The sequence below is a fragment of the Halomonas sp. PAMB 3264 genome, assembly GCF_031954245.1.
Classification (GTDB): Bacteria; Pseudomonadota; Gammaproteobacteria; order Pseudomonadales; family Halomonadaceae; genus Vreelandella.
In genome coordinates this window covers 1,425,085-1,443,379 of record NZ_CP134866.1, presented here as the reverse complement: position 1 = coordinate 1,443,379, position 18,295 = coordinate 1,425,085, and the positions used below count along the sequence as shown (strand labels likewise).

8 protein-coding genes are annotated in these 18,295 nt (G+C 53.4%); 6 read left to right on the top strand and 2 right to left on the bottom strand.

The window, feature by feature from the left end; translation table 11 throughout:
* Positions 1 to 558: 558 nt before the first annotated feature.
* Entirely contained in the window at positions 559 to 2,403 is a 1,845-nt protein-coding gene (locus tag RN347_RS06410) for a hypothetical protein (protein ID WP_311960593.1), read from the bottom strand.
* 144 nt (positions 2,404 to 2,547) lie between these two features.
* On the opposite strand from RN347_RS06410, the gene recC reads away from it, so the two are divergent.
* The 6 genes from recC to RN347_RS06380 all read left to right on the top strand — a co-directional run bounded on the left by recC (position 2,548) and on the right by RN347_RS06380 (position 15,371).
* The gene (gene recC, locus RN347_RS06405; RefSeq protein ID WP_311960592.1) at positions 2,548 to 6,225 is read left to right on the top strand and encodes an exodeoxyribonuclease V subunit gamma; all 3,678 of its coding nucleotides are present in this window, start codon (positions 2,548 to 2,550) and stop codon (positions 6,223 to 6,225) included.
* The gene (recB, locus tag RN347_RS06400) at positions 6,225 to 9,983 is read left to right on the top strand and encodes an exodeoxyribonuclease V subunit beta (RefSeq protein WP_311960591.1); all 3,759 of its coding nucleotides are present in this window, start codon (positions 6,225 to 6,227) and stop codon (positions 9,981 to 9,983) included. Before recC ends, recB begins: the two co-directional genes overlap by 1 nt.
* Complete coding sequence (recD, locus tag RN347_RS06395; protein ID WP_311960590.1) at positions 9,980 to 12,037, top strand: exodeoxyribonuclease V subunit alpha; 2,058 nt, start codon at positions 9,980 to 9,982, stop codon at positions 12,035 to 12,037. Before recB ends, recD begins: the two co-directional genes overlap by 4 nt.
* A gap of 146 nt (positions 12,038 to 12,183) precedes the next feature.
* The gene (locus RN347_RS06390; RefSeq protein ID WP_311960589.1) at positions 12,184 to 14,301 is read left to right on the top strand and encodes an ATP-binding protein; all 2,118 of its coding nucleotides are present in this window, start codon (positions 12,184 to 12,186) and stop codon (positions 14,299 to 14,301) included.
* 42 nt (positions 14,302 to 14,343) lie between these two features.
* Complete coding sequence (locus RN347_RS06385; protein ID WP_311960588.1) at positions 14,344 to 14,724, top strand: gamma-glutamylcyclotransferase family protein; 381 nt, start codon at positions 14,344 to 14,346, stop codon at positions 14,722 to 14,724.
* The gene (locus RN347_RS06380) at positions 14,718 to 15,371 is read left to right on the top strand and encodes a poly-gamma-glutamate hydrolase family protein (protein ID WP_311960587.1); all 654 of its coding nucleotides are present in this window, start codon (positions 14,718 to 14,720) and stop codon (positions 15,369 to 15,371) included. The genes RN347_RS06385 and RN347_RS06380 overlap by 7 nt, the downstream gene beginning before the upstream one ends.
* 376 nt (positions 15,372 to 15,747) lie before the next feature.
* Here the strand turns inward: RN347_RS06380 and RN347_RS06375 are convergent, their stop codons facing one another.
* Positions 15,748 to 18,294, bottom strand: coding sequence for a DEAD/DEAH box helicase family protein (locus RN347_RS06375; protein WP_311960586.1), 2,547 nt, complete (start codon positions 18,292 to 18,294; stop codon positions 15,748 to 15,750).
* Between the last annotated feature and the right edge of the window lies 1 nt (position 18,295).

Sequence of the window (18,295 nt, the reverse complement as noted above, 5' to 3'; positions counted from 1 at the left end):
CCCTTCGTCTAATGTCGTTTTGCTGAAGATGCGTTTGCGTATCCGTTCTTTGAACACATCTTCAGCTGAGTCACGGCTGCTACGGTGGTAGATGTCTGGCCTCGCACAGCAATAGTGGACACCCGATGTGACCCCATTCTCAGGTGCATTCATGTTGCGCAGTTAATAACATGAATGGGATGAATACCGCTCGAACTCCCTAGTCGCTACTTTAGAAATCACCTACTCGGATGCGTCCTGTATCATTGAAGCTCGAATGACCGTTGAAACCAGCGTCCACGTTTGATGGGTAATATCTATGTCGTAAGTAAATATACAAAAGAAATCTGATACTCTCTGCCGTAACCTGATAACACTTTAGGCACATGAGTGTGTTCTGATAGCCCAGAACAATGGCATGGGAACGGCGACGCAGGACAGGCTTTTTTCCATGCGTTTAGATCGTTATCAGCGCCTTAAAGGTCAGCGTCCCACAGAGATCGTACAAAGCGTAATGTCATACTCAATGTCCTGGTTCAATCGTCAAGATTATAAGCATAGCGGAAAATTTATGTTCGGCTATTTATGCTTCATAAGCCGAGCCAGATCATGCGCTCTTGAAACAGGCATTAACGCTAACTGCAGCAATTGTTGTTTAGCCGCCGTAATGGTCTGGCTGTTTGGAAACCCCGACATACGCCACCGAAACCATTCATCGGGCTGGCGAGATAACGTCATCAGCAGCGCCCGAGTAGGACCTGAGTTGTAGGCGAGCTGATGGGCTAACAGCGCCGGTAGTGATATCCAAGGAGCAAGATTAGCGATAGCATTTAATAGGGCCGTCGTTTGCGATGGCGTTAAGTCTCGCGCACGTAGCAACCGTGGCAAATAGCGTGCAACGCCTGCCTGGCTATTCGGTAGTGACAATCGTGGCCATTCCCCCTGACCATACAGCGCGACGAGTACGTCCGTCGCTAACTCCACTAAGGCGGGCAAGCCTTGCTCCACGGTTGCTACACGTAAGAGGTGAACTAAACAGTCACGTTTTTGTGCTTCTTTTAACAGAGTTTTGCGATATGCCCGAGCATCAGAACTATGAGATATACACAACGCCCAAAGGTGTAAATCCGCACTAAAGCCTTCTTCAACACGATCCACAGGCAGCTGCCAGGCCCAACGCTTATCAGCACGTTGATAGTCTTGGTGGGTTAAAGATAGGCGTTTGCGCTTGCGTCCACCCAAGCGCTGCCAGCCACTTAAAGAGCGTCGGCACTGCCAGAGCGCGTTGAGCGCTATGCCTTGTTTGGCCAAACGTAACAGCGTACTTAATGTGTAAAACACGCCATGAGGAGTGTGGCGCTGCGCAACCACGTTTAACACACCCTCTAGTAATCCATGCTCTCCCGCCTCTATTCGAGTCAAGCACTGCGCCAGCGTCGACTCATCAATAAAAAAGCGCGCCTGGTTCAACAGTAAGTGCGGAACACTGCCGTAGCAGTCTACGGGCACACCATCGGGCAGCGATACGGTGGTCAAAGCGCGGCAATGATATAACGCGATATGTTTTGCCCAGCTGAGCGTGAGTGTTGTTAAGTGTGGCGTATGCAGCTGCACATGATCCCAGGCGTCGGCGAAGGTTAGTGCTTTTACGCTCCCTCGTAACGTGAGGTATTTGCGAGCGGCATGGCGTAAGGATGAGGGAGGCCGAGCGTCCGGCGTCTCACGTAATTGATTATGCGCTCCTTTTACGGTCGCTAAAGCTTTTATTCCTGACACCTCACAGGAACCGCTAGATTGAATGGTCAGTGTTTCAAGAACGGATGCTTTCTCTATATTCACCTTAGCAGGGCCATCAATGACGCACTGTTCGACATGAGACGCATCGGGCAGCATCCATGTGCCCTCGCCTGAGAGCCGTAGGCATGCAGGCAAAAGACCTGGGTTGAGCACAACGGACAATTGATTGGGATTGACCGTTAATGCACCGCCCTCACTCTTCTTTCCTGCAGAAGGGTAAAGATCGTCACTGTGCGCATCATGCCCCAAAAGACGCACACCCGCGTAGGCAGCCTTATCAGCTACCAAACGCAGCGTCCCAGCTTGCCAATCCGCATCTAACTCAGTGACGTTTCCATGAATGAATAATGAGCGTGGCACATCCGTACAGAACAGATGGATAACGGCACCTTGGGAGAGTTCAGGCAAATAGATCATGCGCAAGTTAGGCAGTCGGTCTAGCTGTATGTGCAGGTGTGTTTGCGCGCCACAGTCGCGAAAGTCCAACACTTCCAGCACCGGATCATCGTGGATATCCAAGGCACGTAGATGCATCTCTTTAACAACTAGCCAAGTACCTTGATGCGCGTTACCACATTCACCTACCAAAGCACCGCCACCATTATCGTCCAGCAATAATGTATCCATGCCCACTCCTCTTCGTTGCATAAGGAGCAGCATACGGCACGGGTGCGACGCTCTGTGTCGCATTATTCAGACATACTGATACTCTCAATACACTTAGTTTGGCGCTACACTGGCGTTTAAATCTTTCTTAACAAGGAAGTTCTTATGGCTGCCTACTCTGCTCCTAATGCCCATGAAAAACGAACCCAAGGCCTTATTGTCCTTCAGGGCAACCGCATGGAAGATCTGCGTGATGTCACGATGGCGTGGCTAGCCTACCGCCCCCTGCATCCGCTGGAGAAAACCACGTTTCTAGTACAAAGCAACGGCATTGCCCAATGGCTGAAGATTTCTATGGCCGAGACGCAGGGTGGAGTAGGCAGAGGCATCAGCCTTGGCGCAGATGTCATGCTGCCAGCGCGCTTCCAGTGGCAAGCATACCGCCAAGTGATTGACGCCGTTACGGGTGACAACAGCGTGCCCAAAAGCTCGCCCTTTGATAAGGGCCAGCTACGTTGGCAGATCCTCACTCTATTGCCCGACGTGTTAAGGGATCCCTGCTTTGAGCCACTGGCTCGCTATCTTGAGGAGGATCCAGATACACGCAAGCGGTATCAGTTAGCCGAACGCATTGCCGATCTGTTCGATCAGTATCAGGTCTATCGCGCAGACTGGCTAACGGCTTGGGAACGAGGCGATGACATCCTCACGCAGGGGGTTTTAGATAGCGCAGCACGCCAACAGCCGTTAGACGATGAGCACTTATGGCAACCCACGCTATGGCGCTTACTGGGTGACACGATTGCCGAGCGCTTGGGGGAAGAGGCTCGCCATAGCCACCGCGGCGCGATACATCAGCGCTTTAAAACGGCGGCTAACGAACTCTCTCAACGACCAGAAGGCCTCTCTCCCAGAATCGTGGTGTTTGGCATTTCATCCCTGCCCCTTCAGATGATCGAAGTGCTTGCCGCGCTTTCGCCGCTATCAGAAGTGATTTTGTGTTTGCTCAATCCTTGCCAGCACTATTGGGGCGATATTATTGAGACGCGAGATGCACTGCGGCGCCATCATCGACAGCGTCGTAAAAAAGGCATGCCTGCCGATCTACACGCGACACCGGAAGCGCTGCATCTACATGCGCATCCGCTTCTGGCCGCCTGGGGAAAGCAGGGGCGTGATTACCTACACCTGCTCAGCGAATACGACGCGACAGAACAGTATCAAGACGCCTTTACGGCGCTCCAACAACCCGTTGACTGCTTTGTCGCACCGGATACGCGTTATTTATTGGGCCAGTTACAGGATGACTTCTTAGATTTACGGCCGGTGGCTGAAAGCCAGAGCCGCTGGCCAGCGCTGAGCGCCACGGATCGTTCAATCACCTTTACGGTCTGTCATGGGCCGCAGCGCGAACTGGAAGTGCTCCACGACCAGCTGTTAGCGGCCTTTGGGGAGGATGCCACGCTACAGCCACGCGATATTATCGTCATGGTGCCGAACATCAACGACTATGCCCCGTACATTGAAGCCGTATTCGGCCAGTTTTCGCCCCATGAACGCCGCTACCTGCCTTATCATCTTGCCGACCAACAGTACCGCCACCGAGAGCCCCTCTTAGTCGCGCTCGAAACGTTATTAACGCTACCACAGCGGCGCTTTCGCACCAGCGAAGTGTTGGAGCTCCTTGATATCCCACCATTACGGCATGCCTTTGGGCTTGAAGAGAGCGATCTACCCATTCTTCAGCGCTGGGTTCGTGACACCAATATCCGCTGGGGACTCACTGCTCAGCAACGCGCTTCACTCGATCTGCCCGAGCACGATGAGTTACATACGTGGCGTTTTGGCCTTGAGCGCATGCTCATGGGGTATGCCATTGGTGCCCCTGCTGAGGCCGGCGATGACTGGGAAGGCATTGTGCCGTTTGATGAAGTTGCCGGCCTAGATGCACGCATTGCCGGCTCGCTTTACCGGCTCATTTCCGCCCTTGAAGACTATCGAGAGCGCTTGGATACCTCACCGTCAGCGGACGACTGGTCAGCGGTATTAGGCCAACTGATCGTTACCTTCTTAGCGCCTACTTCTCCACGCGAAGAACAGCTGTTAGGGCACGTGCAAACCACGTTAGACGCGTGGCAGCAAGAGATCCACGACGCTCAAATGGATCTGCCTATTAACTTGGCCGTGGTACGCGAGAGCTGGCTGTCGCGTATCGATGAACCTCAGCTGGCACAGAACTTTATCGTGGGGCGCGTCACCTTTGCGACACTTATGCCAATGCGCGCGATCCCCTTCCGCCACGTGTATATGTTGGGTATGCAGGAAGGCGCCTACCCTCGTAAAAGCCAAGCACCCGACTTTGACCTAATGGCCATTCGCGGACACTACCGCCCTGGTGATCGCTCAAGACGTGACGACGATCGATATTTGTTCCTCGAAGCGTTGCTGTCAGCACGCGAGCGACTAGTGATTAGTTGGTGTGGTTTTAGCGCACAAGATAACCAAGAACAGCCGCCTAGCGTACTAGTGGGGCAACTGCGTGACCATATTGCCGCTGGTTGGCGGCTAGCAGCGCAAGATACGCCAGCGCGTTTATCCGCCGATGAGCGCGAAAAACAGCGGCGTAGCCTGCTGGCCACCTTAACCGTGGAGCACCCGCTTCAGCCCTTTGGTCATGCGTATTTTGATAAAACCTCACCACTGTTTACGTATGCCCGCGAGTGGCAAGGCGTCCGCTCAACAACTGCTGAGACCACATTGTTGCAAGCCTCTGCCCCGCTACCGCTATGGCAACCAGAAAGCACGGTGACGCTGAGTGCCTTGGCCAGCTTTATGCGCGACCCCGTGAGTGCACTGTTTCAGCAGCGGCTAGCAACGTCCATGCATGACGATCACACGACGAGTGAGGACGACGAACCGTTTGACTTTGATTCTCTTGAAAAGTGGCAACAGCGCGACGCCATATTGCATTATCTGGGCCAGCGCCTCACTAGTGATCGAAATGCCGACATCGACAAGCTTTTTCAACAAACGGTCAATACACGCCAGCGCGCAGGCCACTACCCGCCCTCACCGGTAGGCCCCATTGTGCAACACGCATTGTTAGAGCATTTGCCTGACACCCTCTCAGCCTACCAGACACTGCTGCGTCGCTATCCTGACGCCGCTCACCCGGTGGTCTCGGTGTCTCACGCTGCAGAGATCACACCTGACACGCTAGCGCCTTTTGACCAAACTCAGCCGGTGCATATCACCCTGAGCGATACGCTGGATAATGTGTTCTGTAGCGAGACGGAAACAGTACGGATCGTATTACTTTCCAGCCATCTGCACCAAGGTAACAGCTGGCATTGGAGCCAGATCATGCGCCACTGGCCAGCACATCTAGCGCTACAGCTCACCCACCCAGAATCAACTACGCACCTGGTCTCACCAAGCGGTACCTTGACCATACCTGGCTTTTCCAAAGCCCAGGCGGCAGAGTGGTTGGATAGGTTAATTTGTCAATGGTTTAGCGCCATGCAGACGCCATTACCCACGCATTCTTCACTGGCATTTACGCTATTTGAATACGCACCTGACGGCGTTAACCCACTCGACATAGAGGCGTTATGCCAAAGCGAGAAGCTAGTGGAGGAATGGGAAAAGGCGTGCGACCAGCTACTGCAGCGAAGTCCTATGACAGTGCGTGAGTTACCTACCCTGGAAGATTTTTTATCTAACGACCAGTTTTTGACTGCTTGTCAGGATGTTTACCGTGACCTCTACGACTGGGTAGCCGAGCTAACAGCCACTGAGCATCCAACCGCTGAGCAGCCAGATACTGAACAGGAGGCACGCTAATGACCACGCTCCCTTCAACTGAGTCGTCTTCTACCCCATTAGCCCTGGGCCTTCCCCTGCGTGGTAGCCAACTCATTGAAGCCAGTGCCGGTACGGGTAAGACCTTTACGATTGCGCTCTTGTACGTGCGCTTGGTACTCGGCCACGGACAGCCCGATGATGACAGCCACTCCTTCACTAATGGCTTCACGATGCCGCTGGTGCCGCCGGATATCTTGGTCGTCACCTTTACAGAAGCCGCTAGCCAAGAGCTGAAAGACCGCATCCGTGCCCGCTTGGTGCAAGCCGCAGAGGCGTTTAGGGCAACAGAGGGTGACGATGGCTTGCATCAAAACGACCCCCTGCTGGCGCAGCTGCGCGACGATTATCCTCGCGCCCATTGGCCGCTCTGCGCCCGCAGGTTAGAAGTGGCCGCCGAGTGGATGGATGACGCCGCTATTTCTACCATCCACAGCTGGGCGCAGCGGATGCTCAAGGAGCATGCCTTCGATAGCGGGAAACTGTTTCATCAAGAGATAGTGAAAGACCTCTCCTCCTTAACGCAGGAGGCCGTATTTGATTATTGGCGGACACGCATTTACCCCATGGACGCTCCTATGGCAGGAGTGATGATGGAGTTATTCGCATCGCCAATAGCGCTACATGGTGCCTTACGCACTTTATTACAGCGCCATGATGTTCAACTCTGCTTTGCAGGCGCGCCGTTACCCAAAAAAGACCTGGAGGTACAGCTACGGGGACTGCTTACCGATCGTGAAGCGCTCAATGAGGCCGAAGATAAGGCACGGCATGCCTATTGCCAGGACGCAGAAGCGATACACCAAGCACTGCACACCCTTCGTCCCAAACTCAATGGTAAAAGGTTTACGGGTAAGAATGACGATGCAACGTTTGCCATCTGGTTAGAAGAGCTGGACGCCTGGGGGCAGGGAAAGCGTTGCCTGGCCGCGTGTAAGTTTGTTCCTAAACTCGCCACCAGCCAGCTGTTAGTCAATAAAGGCACCACGCTACCCCCCTTTGAGATTCATGAGGCGCTAGAGGCATGGCATGAGCTGTCCACTAGTCTTCACACTCAAGCCAAAGAACTGAAGCCGCTGGTACTGGCCGACGCACGCGAGTGGGTTTCCAACCGAGTAAACAAGCAGCTATCACAACGTGCTGAGATGGGGTTTGACGGTATGATCCAAGGCCTTGCTGATGCCCTTAGCGGCAAAGGCGGCGATGCACTCGCACACAGGCTACGCACGCAGTTTCCCGTGGCGATGATCGATGAGTTCCAAGATACCGACCCTGCGCAATACCGTATTTTTGATGCAATCTATCAAGTGCAAGAGAACGACCCTTCGTCGGCACTGATCCTGATTGGCGATCCCAAACAAGCCATTTACGGCTTTCGCGGTGGCGATATCTATACGTACTTAAAGGCGCGTGCTGCCACGTATCCTCGTCATCACACCCTGGCAACGAACTTCCGTTCAAGCACGAACGTGGTGGCCTCTGTTAATCAGCTTTTTCGGCATGCCGAAACTACGTTTACGCGAAAAGCCTTCAGGTTTGCCAACGAAACAACCCAAGAAAACCCCATGCCGTTTACACCGGCAGGTGCGAATGGCCGAAAAGAAGCGCTAGTACTGAATAGCAAGCCGGCAGCGGCGCTGACAGCGTGGTGGGTGGGTGAAGATGACGAACCGGTGAATAAGAAGCGCTACCTTGCGCAGGCCGCACGCCACTGCGCGAATCAAATCGCCAGCTGGCTTAACGACGCTGCCTCAAACGCCTCAGGCTTTGAAAACACTACCGGCCAAGCGTTTCGGCCACTTCAGGCGAGCGACATTGCTATTTTGGTGCGCGACCGCATAGAGGCAGCTGCTATCCGTTCAGCATTGAGCGAACGCCAGCTAGCTAGTGTTTATCTATCTGACCGCGACAGCGTATTTGCTACCCCAGAAGCGAAAGATTGCTGGCGCTGGCTTAAAGCCATTGCTCATCCTGAATCGGTCTCGACGCTTCGCGCAGCACTTGCCACGCCAACGCTGGGAATGAGCCTTGCTCAACTAGATGAACTTCACCATAACGAGCTCGCCTGGGAAGCAACGCAAGAACGTTTTGCTGAGTATCGCGCACGCTGGCATCGCCAGGGCGTACTGCCTGCCTTACGTCAGCTGATGCACGATTATCGTGTGCCGGAGCAGCTGCTCGCTAAACCCCAAGGGGAGCGCTGCTTAACTAACCTGCTGCACCTTGCCGAATGGGCCCAACAGGCGAGCGATACCTTAGACGGTGACCAGGCGCTGATTCGCGTTCTCGGTGAACATATTCAAGACCCAAAACGCGATGAGCAAATCCTGCGCCTAGAAAGCGATGCCGACCTGATCCAGGTGGTGACCATCTTCAAATCGAAAGGACTGGAGTACCCGATTGTCGCTCTGCCCTTTATCGCGACGTTTAAAGAAATTAGCGGGAAATGGGGCACGCCTCTGTTCCACGATGAAAGCGGCAACGCGTTTTTAGAGTTAGCCAATAGTAAAGATGAGGCGAAAGAGGGCTTTGAAGCGGCTAATGATGAGCGGCTTTCTGAAGATATGCGCTTGCTGTATGTCGCGCTAACCCGCGCCCGCCACGCGACGTTTATCGGGTTAGCCGCCCTGAAGCATGGTCGCAGCAAACAAGCTCAAATCGATAAATCCGGTATTGGTTATCTGTTAGGTGGTGGGAAGGTATTACCCGACCTTGGGTCGATTAAAAGCGCGTGGCAGGTACACTCAGAAGCCTGCCTCCACATTACCTCCCATCCTGCCACAAGCGAGGAGGTTAGCTACCAAGTACAGGCGACCAACCCTGAGTTAAAGACCGCACGAACACCGAGCCACCCAGCGTTCACCCCATGGTGGATTGCCAGCTACTCGGCTCTGCAGCAAAAAGGTGTGAATGCCCCTGAAACGCCTCAGGCAGAAATTGAAACGGAAGAGCATCAGCCGATACGCACCGCCTTTATCCAAGGCACGCCTGAAGTGGGCTCGCTGCATGCGTTTCCTAAAGGCCCTAACCCCGGCACCTTTTTGCACGGCGTATTAGAAACGCTGGCGAACGAAGGTTTTGATAACGCTAGCCGTGACCCAGAGCTTACTCAGCGTATGCTGCAGCGCTGCGCTCAACGAGGTTGGGAAGCACATGCACCTGCCTTAAAAGCTGGTATCACGGCGTGGTTACATACCCCACTAGCAGCAGAAGGCGAGGAAGGCCCGGTGTTGGCATCGCTCACACATTACCGCGCTGAACCTGATTTTTGGTTTGCAACGGTCAATGCCAAGACCCCGGTACTCGATAAGCTAGTGAAGGAGACGCTGTTTCCAGGAGAGCCACGGCCAGCGCTGGGCTTTCAACAGCTCAACGGTTTGATGAAAGGTTTTATCGACCTACTCGCAGAACACAACGGCCAGTATTACGTGATTGATTGGAAATCGAACTGGCTGGGGCCTTCTGAAGTGGCTTACACCCAAGACGCACTTGCGCGAGCAGCACTGGATAAGCGCTACGACATGCAGCTGTGTATTTACTTGCTGGCACTGCATCGCCATCTGCGCCAAACCTTGCCTGACTACGACTATGACCATCACATTGGCGGTGCCATGTTGGTCTTTCTGCGGGGCATACAAGCGCCTAGCCGTGGCGTTCTGCGTGTTAAGCCACCCCTTGCGTTTATCGAGCGCTTGGATGACCTGATGGCTGGAGAAAATCACAAGGAGGTGGCGGTATGAATACCCTGCACTTATCGGATAACGAATCCTTACTGACCACGCTTTTCGACTGGGCACGCGCGGGGTGGATTCGCGATCTCGATGCAGCGTTCGCTGACCAGCTAGCACGGCTTGCGCCAGAGGCCGATGGCCCCTGCTTGCTAGCGGCGGCGATGGTCAGCCATTTAGCCGGGCAAGGGCATCTCTTGCTCGATCTGAAAACGTTAACCAAACAGCCCCGCTCGCTGATCGCTGTACAAGCTCAGGAGGCCATGCCCGAGCTGCCCACACCCGACGCAATTATTGCCCGTTATGCAGACACCGGCTGGGAACAAGCATTACGGGCTTGGTCGGCGGTGGGCACCGGCACTAACGGCAATGAGCCTCTTGTACTGGTCGGCTCCACGCTCTATCTGCGCCGCTATTGGCAGCACGAGCAGCGCATCACCGCGGCAGTGAACGCGCGCCTTGAACACGTGACCGATTGGCCCAGCGATCAAGCCGCCGACCTGCTGAACCGTCTGTTTCCGCCTGATGTACCTCATGCGGACGATGTACGGTGGCAAAAAATGGCGTGTGCGATTGGCGCACGCGCCCCCTTTGCTGTGATTACCGGTGGCCCAGGTACAGGAAAAACCACCACGGTCATTCGTCTGCTGGCGCTTCTGCAAGGGTTAACGCGTCTCGCTAAACAGCCCGCGCTGACGATTGCGCTGGCGGCACCGACGGGTAAGGCAGCCGCTCGACTCAACGAATCAATTGCCCAACAGGTGGCTGCGCTGAACGATATTGAGCTCCCTGACGGCACGCAGCAATCCGTGCCCAAGGAGGTCAAAACACTGCACCGATTACTAGGTGCCCGCCCAGATACGCGCCACTATGCCTATCATGCTAACCGCCCGCTACCTTATGACATGGTGGTGGTGGATGAAGCTTCTATGGTGGATATTGAGATGATGGCAGCACTACTGGATGCGCTGCCCTCCCACGCTCGACTGGTATTAATTGGCGATAAAGATCAGCTAGCCTCGGTAGAAGCCGGTGCCGTATTGGGCAGTTTGTGCCAACGCGCTGATGAGGGGCACTACAGCGACCCTACCGCTCAATGGATCACCGCCACCACGGGTTACACGCTCGACACTTCCTTGACGAACCCTTCGGGCCAGGCGCTGGATCAGGCGGTCGCCAAGCTGCGCCACAGCTTTCGCTTTGATAGCCAAAGTGGCATCGGGCACCTCGCCGACGCCATCAACGCAGGCAATGCCAAGCAGGCGAACGCCGTACTGGCAGACGCCCGCTATCAAGACCTTGCCCACCTATCGCTGTCAGCAACCGCGCCTTACCACAAGCTAGCGACATTAGCGGTCGCAGGACGAAAAAATAACCCTCACGCACTCGGCCTTAGCCACTACCTGCAGTGCATTCAGCAAACAGACACCCGCCCTGGCCTAGAAGACGATAAATCCACTTGGGACGACTGGGCGGCCATTATTCTCAAAGCACACAGCACGTTTCAGCTATTAACACCGCTGCGCCAAGGGCCGTGGGGTGTGGAAACGCTCAATGAGCGTATTGAGCAGGCACTGATACGTGGGGGATGGATTGATGCCTCAGCGGCTGAAAGCCACTGGTATGAAGGCCGTCCAGTATTAGTCACCGGTAACGACTACGGCTTAAAGCTAATGAATGGGGATATCGGCATTACCCTGAACGCACCACGTCACTTTACGACCAACACCAAGACAGTACCCAAAGAAGAGAACGGGTTAACGCTGCGTGTGGCGTTCCCCGATGGCCAAGGCGGTATTCGCTGGGTGCTGCCTAGCCGTTTGCAGCGCATTGAAACGGTCTACGCTATGACCGTTCACAAGTCGCAGGGCTCGGAGTTTAGCCATACCGCGCTGGTGATGCCGGATTCACTCTCGCCGATACTCACCCGAGAATTGATTTATACCGCCGTGACGCGGGCTAAGCATACGTTTACGTTACTCGACACCCACAGTGAGGTGCTAACACGCGCGATTGAACGGCGCATTGAGCGCTACAGCCGCCTATTTGCCGTTTCAGACCAATAGTCCTCACAACGAATCATTCCCACAACGCTTGAATTGGCACTGGCTAACAAAGAGCGTTCGCTAACGAAGGGCATCCGTTTCTCCTGCGACATGGAACGTCGCACCTAAGGGTTACGCTACTGACATAAGCAGCAAAGGAGACGGCCATGCAGTGGGACACTATCTTAAATCTTCATACCAACTCGGGTGATGACGAGACACACCACCCAGAAGAACGTCTTATGGCGCAGCTTATTGCTGTGCGCGTGGTTCTGTTCCAAGGCAAAAACTGCTCGCTGGACGATGACGATTGGGAAAGCCTGTTTGGCTGGCTCGGCCTCAAAGTACCGGCCGCTGCAAAGGGTAGCCATCGCTACCAAGATTACAGCGCCTCTCTAAAGCGTTGGTGGAAACGTACGAGCGGCACCATCAACCCATCCACTCATCTGAACAACCCACTCGTGATCCTGTGTGAACAGATCGCGAGCTTGCTACAGCTCTCTGAGCTTGAAACGCATTTGCTCACTCTTAGCTGGCTACGGCTGCGCTATCCACAAATGAACCCTACGCTTACCTGCATTGAAGACACCCATGCTAAGAAACTATTAGCACAGCTGACCCGCCATGGCAGCGATGACGTGCACCTGTGTTTACAAGAACAAAGCCGCCTAAAAATGTTCGGGCTGCTGAATACGACCCACACTCACCGCCTACTAGACTTAGACGATACCTTATCGCCAGGCCCGATGCTGCGGAGCTTAGCGCCACTAGTGAACCACGATGTTGCAACTCTTGCTTCCAGCACGTTACGCAGCTTAATCACTGAACGTCTTATGAGCCTTTGCCCTATCCAGCCTGCTGGCGCGTATTCATTCGCCAGTTTTGGTGCTGTACCCCTGCGCCAGCTGGCATTAGATTACCTGCGTAACGCGATCGACACCCAACAAACCGGTGCTAACGTACTAATTTACGGCGCGCCGGGCGTGGGAAAAACGGAGTTTGTAAAATCGCTCGCCACGCTGCTCAAGGTTCCGCTATACGGCGTGCCAGTGGCAGAAAAAGATAACGATGTGCTTACTCCCAGCAAACGCCTAGGCCGCTACCAAGTCGTGCAAGCGCTGATTGGGAAGCGCACTGGGCTTTTGATGTTCGATGAGATTGAAGACGTCATCAACGACGAAGAAGCACTTCCCAAAGGCTGGATGAACCAGCTGCTGGAGAACAACCCGACCCCTGGCCTGTGGGTAAGTAACAGCGTGCATTGGCTCGACCCCGCTTACCTGCGCCGCTTCGACCTCATTATCGAAGTGAAGGCCAATCGCAACGAAGAGATGAATACTCATTACCAGCAGTTAATTGAAACACTGCCCGTCACTCCCATAGGTCGACAGCGTTTGGCAGAACAGCCGTGGATGACCCCAGCGGCGGCTAAACAGCTGTGCCGACTAGGCACGCTGTTTAACCCACGCACTCCACAGCGTAATGAACAGCATATTGAGACACTCATGGCACAACGCCTGCAGGCGCTAGGTAAAGCGGCCGCGCCCATAACGACCAGTGCTAACACTTCCACCGGCCCTGCCATGCCTGCTTACCGCATGGAGTGGCTCAATACTCGCCCAGGGCTTGAGAATATCGTCAACCGCCTAACGCGCCGCCAGCGTGGTCGTTTATGCCTGCACGGCCTGCCGGGCAGCGGTAAAACCGCCTTAGCAAAACATTTAGCTAAACGCCTAGGCCGCGAGCTGATTACCGCTCACGCCAGCAGCTTATTGGATAAATACGTTGGCGGGACGGAAGAAAAGCTCGCCGAGCTATTTGCCAAAGCACGGAAAACAGGCGCCGTGCTGCTGTTGGACGAAGTAGACACCCTGCTGATGCAGCGCGATAACAGCATGAAAAGCTGGGAGATTTCTCACACAAACGAACTACTGGTACAAATTGAGAACTTCGACGGCATCTTATTAGCCACCACCAACCGCGTGGACAGCTTAGACCGCGCCGTGATGCGTCGCTTTGATCTGAAAGTGGAGTTTTTACCGCTAGCTCCGGAGCCGCTGCGCGAACTGTTAAAAGCGGTACTGCCTGAACGCGATCACATGCGTTTAGCAAACATTCCCACGAACCATCTGGCCCAACGGCGACTAACACCCGGCAACGTGCGCACCGCGCTAGACCAACTGGATTTACGCGGGCTGCCTATTCGCTTGAATACACTGCTAGATGCGCTAACTCTGGAAGAACGGGAACAGCATGGTGAGCACCAGCCGATAGGGTTTGTGTAGCGCAACCACCCATTCACTGCGGCTTACAAAGGAGCCAACACCATGGATCACTTGCAACGCGATATACAGCGCTGCCCGCGCGTTGCCGTGTACGGCACGCTCAAGCATGGTTGCCATAACCATTATTGGCTTGAAGGCGCGACCCTACTCGGCCATGACCGTCTAACTACCCTCACTCTCTATAACCTTGGCCCTTACCCTGGGGCCAAAGCGGAGGTGTCAGCGGGTGCCGTGGTAGAGGTCTACACAATCAATACTGAACAGCTGGCCTTGCTGGATCAGCTGGAAGGCTACTTCGCGCATGCCCCACATAAAGGGTTATATAACCGCGCTATTTTTCCTACCCAACACGGCGAGGCATGGTGTTACCTCTACAATGCCGAGACTAAGCACGAGACACGTATCGAGAACGGGGAATGGTAAAAATGCGTTTACAGCCCATGCTGGGCCACGCGACCGTTTGGCTACGCCGAAAGGGCTGGATTCGCCAACGTGGAGACCGCTATAACAGCTTTGCGGAGTTAAAAAGCGAGCAACCCCACGGGGCATTTTCGATTGAGATTGCAGATAGAGGCTCACCAATCACCATCATGGCTATTCATGGCGGCAAAATAGAGCCGGGTACATCGTCACTTGCTAAGCGAATCGCAGGCGATACGTTTAACTATTACAGTTTTGGCGGACACAAGAGGCTCCACAACTGGGATTTACACATCACCAGCACGGCGTTTAACGAGCCTGCCGCACTGGCGCTCGCAAGCCGCTCAAGGGTAGTGGTCACGATTCACGGTTGCATGGGCCGTGGCGCCATTGCCTACACCGGCGGCGATAACGTTGAAATCCGGCAACAGCTTGAAGCTGAATTGAATCGCGCCGGTGTGAAGAGCCAGCCGCATCCTGTGTTTCACGGCCGTGGTAGCCATAATATCTGCAACCGGGGCCATCAACGTGGCATTCAACTGGAGCTGACCCCGCGGCTTCGCCTCTGTCCTTTTTTCTGGCGAAAACGGCTTGCCTTGATTGATCAGGTGCGAAAGGTACTGAGCGACGGTGATAGCCTTGAAGGCTAAACTCAACTCCTGAACCACCGTTCAACTGACAATCGAGGCCAGCATGTAATTACACGAAATATTTCAATTAAACGATAATCCCCGTATCTATACCACCCCCGATGACTACCGTCTAAATACGATCTTGACCATTACTCCAAGACCGAAGCAAAGGAGTCAACATGCGCCGTGATCGAGATATACGCCATCGTGGTCTTCCAGCTGACCTTGCTGGGTCAGCTGGAAGGCTACTCCGCTAATGCTCCATGCCAATAGCTGTACAACCGCGCTATTTTTCCGACCAACTCGCCGAGATGTCGTTTTACTTTTACAACGCATATGCTCATCATTAAAGCGGTGATCGGCTGGTATAGGACTCTATCTAACCCACCAAAGTTTAATCTTCCATCCTGTTCACCACCTCGTAATTTTGATTTTCAAGCTGAATGAACTTCAGGATATACCCGTCAAGGCTCTCGATCTTCAATAATCCCATCGCAACGAGATAGCGGAAGTCACCTATCTCAATCCCTGTAGTTTTGCGGAACAAATCGTTCTCGGACTCCACCAATACTTGTTCCAGGTTTTCTTCCGTCGCGTCGGTTAAGTACATAAAAATGGGTATCCGTGAAAGAAGCGTGCGCAAAAGCTCCCTCACTTTCTCCCTCTCGCTCTTCATTTGCTTTTCAGCATCGCCTAGTTCCTTGTCGCGTTTTTTTTCTTCTTTAGGCGTAGTGGGTTCTTTGGTCTTAAGCTCTTTAATCCTTTTATCGTTGGCATCCAGATCAATCACATTAGCGTCAGCGTCGGTCATATCTTTGTCTGAGGCACCATTATATTTACGGAACATCTTGATACGATCAAAGATAGCCTGACAGCGCGCCTGTGACTGCTCAGTGGCATTAATAGCGTTGATGGTGTCGCGTGTGACCACAACATTTTTACGCTCCTGAAAGCGCTCACCCAGCCCTTTAGCGTCGATTCCGCTAAGGTCGAACGTCATTACCTCACGGGCATCCATGCTGACCATCTGATTGCCTGCTACCTTCAAGACTGGCAGGTAATGGATAAACTCAGACAGCTTTTCTTCTGAAGTGGTCAAATGACTATCGGTGGACAGCTTTTCGCTGTAGGTAGTGAGCAGCTTCAATGACCTATTCGGCGAAAAGTCGAAGATATAGCAAGTTTCCTTCATCTTCCCTGTTTTTGGATCGGTGTAAGGCGTTTGAGCGCGAAACGCTGTTTGGAAGTAGTTTTCAGGCGAAGCCACGTCACGCAAAAACATAACGGCCTTCCACTCGGGGATGGAAACGCCTGTTGTTAGCTTACCTACCGATAAAGTAATGGTTTTAGGATGCCTTTTGATAGCGTCGCGGACTGGCTTAACGGCCTCTACCCCGGAGCCTAGCTCGGTGCCTGCCGCCAGGATAATGTGGAAGTGGCGGAAGACAGCATGAGTCTCAAGTGCTTGTTTGAGCGCATAGGCACTATCGACGCGGTTTAGATACCAGAGCGTATGATCAAGCTCTTGAAATAGGCCACTATCATGATCAAAGGGGTACTGCGATGGCTGAATACGCACTTCATCTAGGAGCTCGTCAGCAACTTCGGTATATGGTCGAATGACACCACTAATGAGATCTAACCACTTTTTCACAGCGGTTTCATTTAAAAACGCGCGTCGTTTTGCCTTAAAAAAGTGGTTAAGGCTGAATTCGTCTTTGCCCTCCTGCAAGCCCGCCTTAATTAGATCCTCTGACACCTTATAGAGAAACATTTGAATTTGAGGTAGCGATCGATACGGGTTGGATGCTAGCGCGTCAGGGTGAGCCTTTGCCCAGGCCTCTTTCGCTTTCTGCTCGTCAGTATACGTCCAATTAAAGATAGCCTCACTGTCGAAACGAGCGTCTGCCATCGCTTTAAAAGGGGTCCCTGACAGATAAAGTCGATATAGAGACGAAATAGATTTTTCAACAGCTTCTAAAATGGCGTCACTCGCCTCTACCTCAGCCAGCTCTTCCTCTTCCTCAGCAAACAGCTCTTTTTCGCGTTCAGTCAGCTCCTTTTTAGTGCCCTTCTCAGCCTCCACTTCATCGGCGAGCATTTCCATGGCTTTCTTGGTGCCCGCGCCATAGTGAAATTCGTCAATAATGACGATATCCCAGTGGGTGTCGAATAGCTGGCGATGCCGGCTCTTGATCTGTGTATCAACATCTTGGGTACCGAGAATATCTTGATAGGAGGCAAACGCGACGACCTTGCGCTTTTTATCGAGGTAGTCATTGATAGACCCCAGGGTTTCCCGGCGCAAAAACACGTAATCTTTAAAATCAACGTGTTGCTCTAAATCTTCTTGCCAGGCGCTTTCCACTGCTGGCTTATAGGTCAACACCAACACCTTGGCAAACCCCATCGCCCTTGCTAGCTGGTAGGCGGTAAAGGTTTTGCCAAAACGCATTTTGGCGTTCCATAGCATTTCGATGGGGGCGTTGGAGGCGGGCTGGGAGTTGAAGTAGGTGCGGGTTTGTTCTACAGCTACCGCTTGTTCAGGGCGCATCGGGAAGTCTTGAAACCGCTCGATATCGATTTCCTCAGCACGTCGACCACTTTTGTACTGCTCAATTAAGTGTATGGCCTTTTCAGGCTTAACTTCAAACCACTCAGTGCTTCCTTTAAGTACCTCGCTTCCCTCTGTGATTTGGTGCTTGTGATACCCTTTTGTCACGAGAATGTCATGAATATGGTGATCTGTAAACGCAGTACCACACTCATCCCGAACGGCTGCCGTTTTATAAAGCAGTTCGTAGGCAAGGCTCGCTGCGTCAAACGCCGACGCCGTATTAAGCTGCCCTTGAATTCGCTGCTCAACGTCATTCGCCTCACCTATCTTAATAAGGCCTTGGGCTTTAGACTCGGGGGTTTCGTAGATATAAATATAGCGCATA

Bases quoted from the DNA above. Each gene is read 5' to 3' on its own strand.
- recC (WP_311960592.1), top strand. From the start codon at position 2,548: ATGGCTGCCTACTCTGCTCCTAATGCCCATGAAAAACGAACCCAAGGC.
- RN347_RS06390 (WP_311960589.1), top strand. From the start codon at position 12,184: ATGCAGTGGGACACTATCTTAAATCTTCATACCAACTCGGGTGATGAC.
- recD (WP_311960590.1), top strand. From the start codon at position 9,980: ATGAATACCCTGCACTTATCGGATAACGAATCCTTACTGACCACGCTT.
- recB (WP_311960591.1), top strand. From the start codon at position 6,225: ATGACCACGCTCCCTTCAACTGAGTCGTCTTCTACCCCATTAGCCCTG.
- RN347_RS06380 (WP_311960587.1), top strand. From the start codon at position 14,718: ATGGTAAAAATGCGTTTACAGCCCATGCTGGGCCACGCGACCGTTTGG.
- RN347_RS06375 (WP_311960586.1), bottom strand. From the start codon at position 18,294: ATGCGCTATATTTATATCTACGAAACCCCCGAGTCTAAAGCCCAAGGC.
- RN347_RS06385 (WP_311960588.1), top strand. From the start codon at position 14,344: ATGGATCACTTGCAACGCGATATACAGCGCTGCCCGCGCGTTGCCGTG.
- RN347_RS06410 (WP_311960593.1), bottom strand. From the start codon at position 2,403: ATGGATACATTATTGCTGGACGATAATGGTGGCGGTGCTTTGGTAGGT.